6 protein-coding genes and 1 pseudogene are annotated in these 8,084 nt (G+C 69.4%); 2 read left to right on the plus strand and 5 right to left on the minus strand.

Features of this window, described 5'->3' with window-relative positions:
• Positions 1–216: 216 nt before the first annotated feature.
• Positions 217–1,317: a TraB/GumN family protein gene (locus tag BO1_RS47600; protein WP_028223604.1), complete on the plus strand. Its 1,101-nt coding sequence runs from the start codon at positions 217–219 to the stop codon at positions 1,315–1,317.
• On the opposite strand, the gene BO1_RS55830 is transcribed toward BO1_RS47600, so the two are convergent.
• Positions 1,298–3,400 carry a tetratricopeptide repeat protein gene (locus tag BO1_RS55830; protein WP_063744768.1) on the minus strand — a complete coding sequence of 701 codons (2,103 nt, stop codon included), beginning with the start codon at positions 3,398–3,400 and terminating at the stop codon, positions 1,298–1,300. The two genes, BO1_RS47600 and BO1_RS55830, sit on opposite strands and share 20 nt — an antisense overlap.
• Before the next feature lie 239 nt (positions 3,401–3,639).
• On the opposite strand from BO1_RS55830, the gene BO1_RS55835 reads away from it, so the two are divergent.
• Positions 3,640–4,449 (plus strand): glycosyltransferase family 2 protein, encoded by an 810-nt coding sequence (locus BO1_RS55835; RefSeq protein WP_043289189.1) that lies wholly within the window; start codon positions 3,640–3,642, stop codon positions 4,447–4,449.
• A gap of 64 nt (positions 4,450–4,513) precedes the next feature.
• Here the strand turns inward: BO1_RS55835 and BO1_RS47615 are convergent, their stop codons facing one another.
• The 4 genes and pseudogenes from BO1_RS47615 to BO1_RS47630 all read right to left on the minus strand — a co-directional run.
• Complete coding sequence (locus tag BO1_RS47615; RefSeq protein WP_028223605.1) at positions 4,514–5,467, minus strand: DUF979 domain-containing protein; 954 nt, start codon at positions 5,465–5,467, stop codon at positions 4,514–4,516.
• Positions 5,464–6,255 (minus strand): DUF969 domain-containing protein, encoded by a 792-nt coding sequence (locus tag BO1_RS47620; RefSeq protein WP_028223606.1) that lies wholly within the window; start codon positions 6,253–6,255, stop codon positions 5,464–5,466. Before BO1_RS47620 ends, BO1_RS47615 begins: the two co-directional genes overlap by 4 nt.
• Positions 6,256–6,548: 293 nt before the next feature.
• On the minus strand, positions 6,549–7,304 hold the full coding sequence (pxpA, locus tag BO1_RS47625; protein WP_028223607.1) for a 5-oxoprolinase subunit PxpA: 756 nt from the start codon (positions 7,302–7,304) through the stop codon (positions 6,549–6,551).
• Between the two features lie 181 nt (positions 7,305–7,485).
• Positions 7,486–8,084, minus strand: a pseudogene (locus BO1_RS47630) (allophanate hydrolase); the annotation flags it as partial.

The following is an 8,084-nucleotide window of genomic DNA, read 5'->3' on the forward strand; positions in this document are numbered from 1 at the left end:
GAAGCGACGGCGGCGCGTCGTTTTACGCGCCGCCCGCTAAGGGGCGGCCGTCGCGCCGCATTGAAAAGACCAGGTCGGGGAGGCGCCATCGCGTTTTTATGTGCGCTGTTGTGTGCGCAGTCACGGGTGCGCTCGTGGCTGCGTGCTTGGCTACGTGCGGTGCTGGCCGCGGCGCTCGCGCTGGCCGTTGCCCTCGGGCCTTCGCTCGACCGTCCGCTGCGGCTCGTGTGGCTGCAAGGCACGGTGCATGGCGGCGCGGACCCGGCGTGGCACGCGCGGCTGGCTGCCACGTCCCTCTTCAGCGGCATCTTGCCGCAGTCGCGCGCATTCATGCCCAGCGCGTTGGCCGCGGCCACCGCGGCCAACACGCCCGCCATGCATCCCCCCATTCCGGCGCCAGGCCTGCCCGGCTTCCACTCGCCGCCCCCCATGCCGAGCTATGCGTCGGGCACGACGGCGGGCGGTCCGGTGCGCACGCAACCGGCTCGCATGCCGTTCTACGTCGCCACGCGCGGCACCACCACGATCTATCTGCTCGGTACGCTGCACGTGGGCGACCCCGCCGACTACCCGCCGAACCAGCCGTTCCGGGCGCCGATTCTCGCGGCGCTCAACGCCTCGCCGACGCTCGCGCTCGAACTCTCGCCCGACGACCTGCTCGTCTCGCAGGACGACGTCTCGAAATATGGCGTGTGCCGCAAGCCCTGTCTGCAGCAGCTCCTGCCCGAGCCGCTGTGGGCGAAGCTGGCGGCGCGCCTGCGTGGCAATCCCGAGGCGCTCGCGGAGATCCGCAAGATGAAGCCCTGGCTCGCCTCGCTGCTGGTGGAAACCTACGATTCGCTGAGCGCGGGCCTGCAAACCGAGTACGGCACGGAGGCGCAGTTGCAGAACGTGTTCCTGCGCCTGAAGGGGCGGCGCATCGTCGGACTGGAGACGCTCGGCGAGCAGATGCGGGCGTTCACGTACCTGAACCTCGCGCAGCAGCGCGAGATGCTCGCCCAGGATCTCGCGCAGACGCCCGCGCAAAATGTCGCCGACGTCCAGACGCTGCTGCGCCTGTGGCGCGTGGGCGACGCCGACGCGATCGCGGCCTGGGACGCCGCGCGCACCGAAAAGCTCGCGCACGATCCGCGCGTGGCCGCTTCGGTGGATAACCGCATTGTCTACGAGCGCAACCGGCGCTTCGTCGCACGCATGCAGCAGTATGCGGCGCCCAACAAGCCGCTGTTCGTGGCGATTGGCGCGCTGCACCTGGGCGGGCAGAAAGGCGTGCTCCAGTTGCTGCGCCAGCGCGGATTTACGGTCGATCCGGGCTGAGGTCCAGCTCGCCATTTGGCGCCTGGGCGGGCGCCGGCCTTGCCGCTTTTTGCGTGGCTTGCTGCCTCGCTTCGTGCGGCGGTTCCGGGGTTTTCGGCACGGATTTTCGCGCGCCCGCGCGTTTGGGCTTTTCAGCGAGCGCCTCGCGCAATTCGTCGAGCGCCGTCTGCCAGTCGCCCACTTCGCGCTGGCGGAGGAGCCGCGCGGTGGGATACCACGGCGAATCCGCGCGCTTTTCGAGCCAGCGCCATTCGCCGTTCGCGGGCACGAGGATCCAGACCGGCTTGCCGAGCGCGCCGGCCAGGTGCGCGACCGAGGTGTCCACGGCAATCACGAGATCGAGGTTCATGATGAGCGCGGCCGTGTCGCCGAAGTCGCGCAGGTCGTCGGTGAAGTCGTGGATCGTCGCGTCGCCGGCCAGCCCCGCGAGCTGCGCGCGGGCCGCCTCGCCCTTTTGCAGCGAGAACCAGCTGATTTTCTCGAGCGCGAAGAGCGGCCGGAACCCGGCCAGCGCCACCGAGCGGTTGCGGTCGTTATAGAAGCCGGGATTGCCGCCCCAGACGAGGCCGATGTTGCGGTAGCCGGCAGGCTTGCGCACGGCGGGTTTTTCTCCTGCCTTTGATGCTGGCGTTGCGGCGGCTTCGTGCGCCGCCAGCGGGGCGCCATCCGGCGCCTTGCCGGCCTCGCGCGCGAGATCCGCGGCCATGGCGGCCTGCACGCGCGGCTTCCACGCTTGAATGTCGACCTCGCGCGCGAACAGATAGGGCACCGTCGCCGGAACCGTGTCGAGCTCGGTGCCGCACGCGGACGGCGCGCTCATCACGTACAACCAGTAGTCGTAATCGCCCGCCGGCGTGCCGGTCCACGCGCGGTGCACGCCCGGCACCGACTGCGCGAGCAGTTGCAGGGTCTGCGGCACGCACACGTCCACGCTCGCGCCGCGCGCGGCAAGCGTGCTCGCATAGCGCACGAACTGGATCTGGTCGCCGAAGCCCTGCTCGTGCACGAGCAGCACGCGCTTGCCCTCGAGCGGCTCGCCTTGCCATTCGGCCATGCCTTCGATATCGAACGGCGCGTAGTCGCAGGCGCGCCAGCGCCGGGCGTATTCGGCCCAGCCCTCGCGATACTCGCCACGCTTGAGCTTGAGCCAGACGAGGTTCTGGCGCGCGTCGGCGTGCTGCGGGTCCAGCTCGAGCGCGCGCCGGTAGTAGGGCTCTTCCTCGTCGTTGCGCCCCTGCGCGCCCAGCGCAGCGCCGAGGCACACGAGATTCGCCGCGTTCGGCTCGAGCTCCACCGCCTTGCGATAGCACGTTTCCGCCGCGCGGTAGTCGCCAGTCTGGCCCAGCGCCGTGCCGAGGTTCACCCAGGCGGCCGCGTAGCCGGGCGCCAGCTCCACGGCCCGACGGTATTGCGCGATGGCGGCGGCATCATCGCCGAGTGCGCGCTGCGCGTTGGCGAGATTGAAGTGGATGGCGGCGTCGCCGGGCGCGAGTGCGAGCGCTTCGCGGTAGCTGGCGAGCGCTTCCTCGTGGCGCCGCAGCCTGGCGAGCACGCTGCCCAGATTCACGAGCGCGTTCACGGAGGCCGGCGCGAGCGCGATTGCCGCGCGGCAGTGGCGCTCCGCGCCTGCGTAGTCGCCCGCTTCGCGCAGCGCGAGCGCGAGGTTGCTGTGCGCATCGACGAAACCGGGGGCGAGGCGCAGCGCTTCGCGCAGGTTGTGCGCCGCTTCGGCGTGCTGGCCGAGCGCGAGCGCGGCGAGGCCGCGGTTGCTCCAGCAGACCGCATCGGTGGGGGCGTGCGCGAGCGCGCGGTCCATCAACGCCAGCGCGCCACGATGGTCGCCGCGCTGATGACAGACGACGCCCCAGTAATGCAACGCACCGGTATGCGCCGGATCGCGCTCGACGAGCGCGCTATAGATCGCTTGCGCTTCATCGAGGCGCCCCGCGCCATGCGCTTCGAGTGCGGCGGCGAGGCGCGCGGCTGGCGAAACGACGGGCGCGGCGGGATCGGTGTGCCCAGCGTGTTCGCCAGGCGCGGAGGAATCAGCGGAAGCGGTGGAACCGGAAGCGTTCGAAGTCATGGCGATGTGACGCGGCCAGGGCGCGTGAGCGCTGGACACGCATCTGACCGGATTGGGGAGAACCATAGAAGGTAAGGGTCCGGCCCCGCCGCATCGATAAGAAAACTCCGAAAGCGATGGAGGCAATGATCGAATCACAAGGTGAGCCGCATACGGCTTCGCGCTTTAGTGGGTTTTCGATTTCGGTTCGTATGAGGCGGTTCTACGATGCACTTTTTTTGTCTGTCCAGGACCGCAACATGACGACTTCACCGACTGCCAGGACCGACGCGCCCGTTGTCAGCGTCATCACCCCGACCTGGGAGCGCGAGGACATGCTGCAGCATGCGTACCGGTCGTTCGCGCATCAGGACCTGCGGGCCAGCGAATGGATCGTGATCGACGACAGCGAGCGGCCCAGCGCGTTCATGCAGGGCCTCGACGATGCGCGCGTGGTGTACCGCCATCTGCCGCAGCGCATGAGCGCAGGCGCCAAGCGCAATCTCGCGGTGGCGCTCGCGCGCGCCGAGGTCATCGCCCATTTCGACGATGGCGAATACTACGCGCCGCCCTATCTGCGCACCATGTGCGCGCAGTTGACCCAGCAGCGGGCCGATTTCGTCAAGCTCAGCGCGTTCTTTCTGTATAGCCGCGTGTACGGCCAGTTCGCGTGGTGGGATTTGCTGCGCAAGAGCGGACTGCATTTCCACTGGAGCGCGCAGCCCATGACTGCGCTCAACTTTCCCGCCGACCACAAGGCGTTCGCCGACAACCATTCCGGCTACGGCTTCAGCTACGTCTACACGAAGCGCCTGTGGGCCGCGGGCCCGTTCGAATCGTGCTCGCTCAACGAGGACGGCAAATTCCTGCAGGCCGCACTCGAGCGTGGCGCGAACCTCGCGCACTTTCCCGACGACGCCGGCCTGTGCCTGCACGTGCTGCACGGGTGCAATACGTCGGCGAGCTTTCCGCAGTACCTGCTGCCCGAAGCGCTCATGACGCGGCATTTCCCGCAGTTCGCGCAGTTCGTCGCGATGCTGCGCGCCGCGCCGCCCGAGAGGCAAGCGTGAGCGGACCCGCCAGGGCGCCGGCCCGTGCCTGCGCCCTGGCTAGAACCGCTGCGCCCGGGCCCGCTCAAAACCCGAGCACGTTCAGCAGCACGATATTGGCCGCGAGTATGCAAAGCCCCGTGGGCACCTGCACGCGGATCACAGCGTTCTTGTCGGGCAGCTCCAGCAGCGCGGCGGGCACGATGTTGAAGTTCGCGGCCATGGGCGTCATGAGCGTGCCGCAGTAGCCCGAGAACATGCCGATCGCCGCCATCATCGCCGGATTGACGTGGAAGACGCCCACCAGCACGGGCACGCCCACGCCGCCCGCCATCACCGGAAACGCGGCGAAGCCGTTGCCCATGATCACGGTGAACAGCGCCATGCCGATGCAGTAGACGGCCACGGCCACGAAGCGCACGTCCATGTTGATGGTCGAGGTGGTCACGTGCGCGACCGCTTTGCCCACGCCCGCGTCCGAGAACACGAGGCCGAGCATGCCGAGCATCTGCGGCAGCACGGCGGCCCACGACAGCGCGTCGACGAGACGGCGCGTCTCGCGCATCGACTGGCCGACGCTGTCGCGCGTGATGAGGCAGGCGATGCCGAGCGCGATCACGCAGCCGATGCCGAAGCCGATCAGCGTGACGTTCTTCGGATCGACGAGCGGCGTCGTGCCCACCACGAGATGGCTGGCCGCCAGGGTGAGCACGACCGTCACGGCGGGGATCGTCAGCGCCGGCACGAAGAGCTTGTTGCCGAGACGCTTCGCACTCGCGAGCCGTGCCTCGAGCGAGGGCACCCTGGGCTTGCCGGCGGTCACGCCGCCAAAGCCGGCGATCAGCGCCATGGCGAGCACGAGCACGCCCGCGACTTCGGCGGGCAGGCGGTCGCCGATCAGGAAGATGAGCGCATAGAGCAGCCAGAAGCCGCCCGCCGTGAAGCGGCGCGGATGCTCGCGGTCGAGCACGATCATGCCGCCGACGATCAACAGCACGACGCCGAGCAGCCAGAAGAGCCAGTTGAGCGTGATCGTCATGCTTCGTCTCCTTCGCGATCCGGAGTGGGCGCTTTGGCGCTTGCTCCGGTCCCGGGCAGAGCCGCCGAGCCCGCGGGCTGACCCGCTGTCGCGCGCCGGATGCCTCCCAGCTCGCGCTCGAGCTTGCGGTCGAGCAGCCACAGGCGCGTGCCGTGAATCAGGAACGCGCAGATCGCGGTGGGAATGCCCCAGAGCGCAACGTGGATCGGCTCGACGGAAACGCCGGCTTCCCTGAGCAGCGTGACCATCAGCACGATCGCGCCGAACGCCACGAAAATGTCCTCGCCGAAGAACAGGCCCACGTTGTCGGTCGAGGCGGCCCAGGCGCGCAGCTTGTAGCGCACGGCGTCGGGGAGCTTGCCGAAGCGGTTTTCGGTGGCGCCTTCGGCCATCGGCGCGATCAGCGGACGCACCATCTGCGGATGGCCGCCGAGGCCCGTGAGCCCGACCGCGGCGGTCAGCTCGCGCACGAGCAGGTAGACGATCAGCAGACGCCCGGCCGTGGCCGCCTTGATCTTGCCGATCCAGATCTGCGCGCGCTCGCGCAGGCCGTGGCGCTCCGAGAGCCCGATCACGGCGAGCGGCAGCAGGATGATGAGCGGGATGTTGCGCGTCTTCATGAAGCCGGTGCCGATGGCGGCGAGGATCTTGCCGGGCGGGAACCCGGCGGCGAGGCCGGTGGCGATCGCCGCCGCGGCGACGATCAGCATCGGATTGAAGCGCAGGACGAAGCCGGCGATGATCACGGCCACCCCGATGAGCGGCCATAAGTTGACGGTGCTCTGCATCTCTTTGTCTCCATTTTATGTGCGTCGTTATCGCCGTGCCCCGCTGCGTCATGTGCGTCGGGGCGCGGTGGTGAAACGCTGCGCGCACGCGTGTGGCGTGGCGCAGCGCTCTGACTGCCCGGCTCTTGGTGGCCCTGTTTTTGCCTCTGTGCTGCTTGTTTGCCGCTTATTTGGTGCTTGTGCGCTGTTTGTGTACGGCTGATGTGCTGCTTTTGCGTTGTCGATGTGCTGCTGATGTGCTGCGAGTGTCCTTCGATGCGCGGCTCATGCGCCGGCGGCTTCGCGCGATGCGCTCAGGCCTCGGTCACGCCCGCCGCGCGCACGCCGATACCGGCCTCGTCGAGCGCCGCGCGGATGCGCCGCGCGAACTCGAGCGCGTGCGGACCGTCCCCGTGCAGGCAGATGGTCTGGGCGTTCAGCGGCACCCATGCGCCGTCCACGGCCTGCACGCGCTGCTCGCGGATCATCGCGAGCGTGCGCGCGAGCACGACATCTTGATCGTGGAGCAGGGCGCCTGGCTCGCTGCGCGGCACGAGCGAGCCGTCGGAGCGATAGCCGCGGTCGGCGAACACTTCCTCCACGGCCACGAGCCCGGCCTCCCGCGCGGCGACCACGAGCCCGCTGCCCGCGAGCGCGAACACCGTCACCGAAGGATCGAAGTCGTGCACTGCGGAGACGATCGCGTCGGCGATCTTCGCGTCGCGCGCGGCCTGGTTGTAGAGCGCGCCGTGCGGCTTCACATGCGCGATGCGGCCGCCCTCGGCCTGTGCGATCGCCGAGAGCGCGCCGAGCTGATACAGCACGCCCGCGTAGATTTCCTCGGCGGGCAAGTCCATCTCCTTGCGGCCGAAGTTCTCGGGGTCGTTGAAGCTCGGGTGCGCGCCGATCGACACGCCTTTCTCCACGGCCCAGCGCACGCACTCGCGCATCGCGTTGGCGCCGCCCGCGTGCCAGCCGCACGCGATGTTGGCCGAGCTCACGAGGTCGAGCAGCGCCTCGTCGGAGCCGCAGCCTTCGCCGAGGTCGGCGTTCAGATCGATGGTCGTCATGGTGTTTCTCTCCGTATTGCCCGGCGCCCGCTTGGCCTGGTTGTGCCTGGCCGCGCGGCGCGCTTCGATGCGGCGGCCCCGCCCCGTGCCTTGCTCGCGGCCTTGCGGGTTGCCTGATAGTGATTGGATTCGCGACGTTGGGCGGCGGTGCCCGCAGCGCCGGAAGTTCGGGCCGCCCGCGTCATGCGCCCAGACCCTGCGCGCTCGCGCTGCGTGCGCGCCGGCTCGCGTGGCGCTCGTCCTGCATGGCGATCGCGGTATCGATCTGCAGCAGGTAGGCCCGTTCCTCCTGTAGCGCGCGGCGCGCGACGGCCGCCGTCGCCTCGACGAAGCGCAAGCCGGCCGTGAGCCGCACCTGCGCGAGCTTCCACAAATCGGCGCGGATCACGGCGCCGATCTTCGGATAGCCGCCGGTGGTCTGCGCGTCGCTCATCAGCACGATGGGCTGGCCGTTCGGCGGCACCTGGATCGTGCCGGGCAGGACGGCGTGCGAGAGCAGGTCGGTGCGCGCCGCGCGCTCGAGCGGCGTTCCCTCGAGCCGGTAGCCCATGCGGTTGCTGTTGGGCGTGACGCGCCATTCGTCGGACCAGAAGGCCCGCTGCGCCTCGGGCGTGAAGCTGTCGTACTCGGGGCCGCGCAGCACGCGCACGGGCGCGGCCCAGCTCACGCCGTCCGGATGGCGGCCGCGCCGGTGATGCGGCTCCTCGGGGTAAACGAAATTGCACAGGGCGGGCGCCTTCACGCCGAACGGCGGCGCGCCGGGCGCGAGCGACGCGCGCT

The sequence above is a fragment of the Paraburkholderia oxyphila NBRC 105797 genome (assembly GCF_000685075.1).
GTDB lineage: Bacteria > Pseudomonadota > Gammaproteobacteria > Burkholderiales > Burkholderiaceae > Paraburkholderia > Paraburkholderia oxyphila.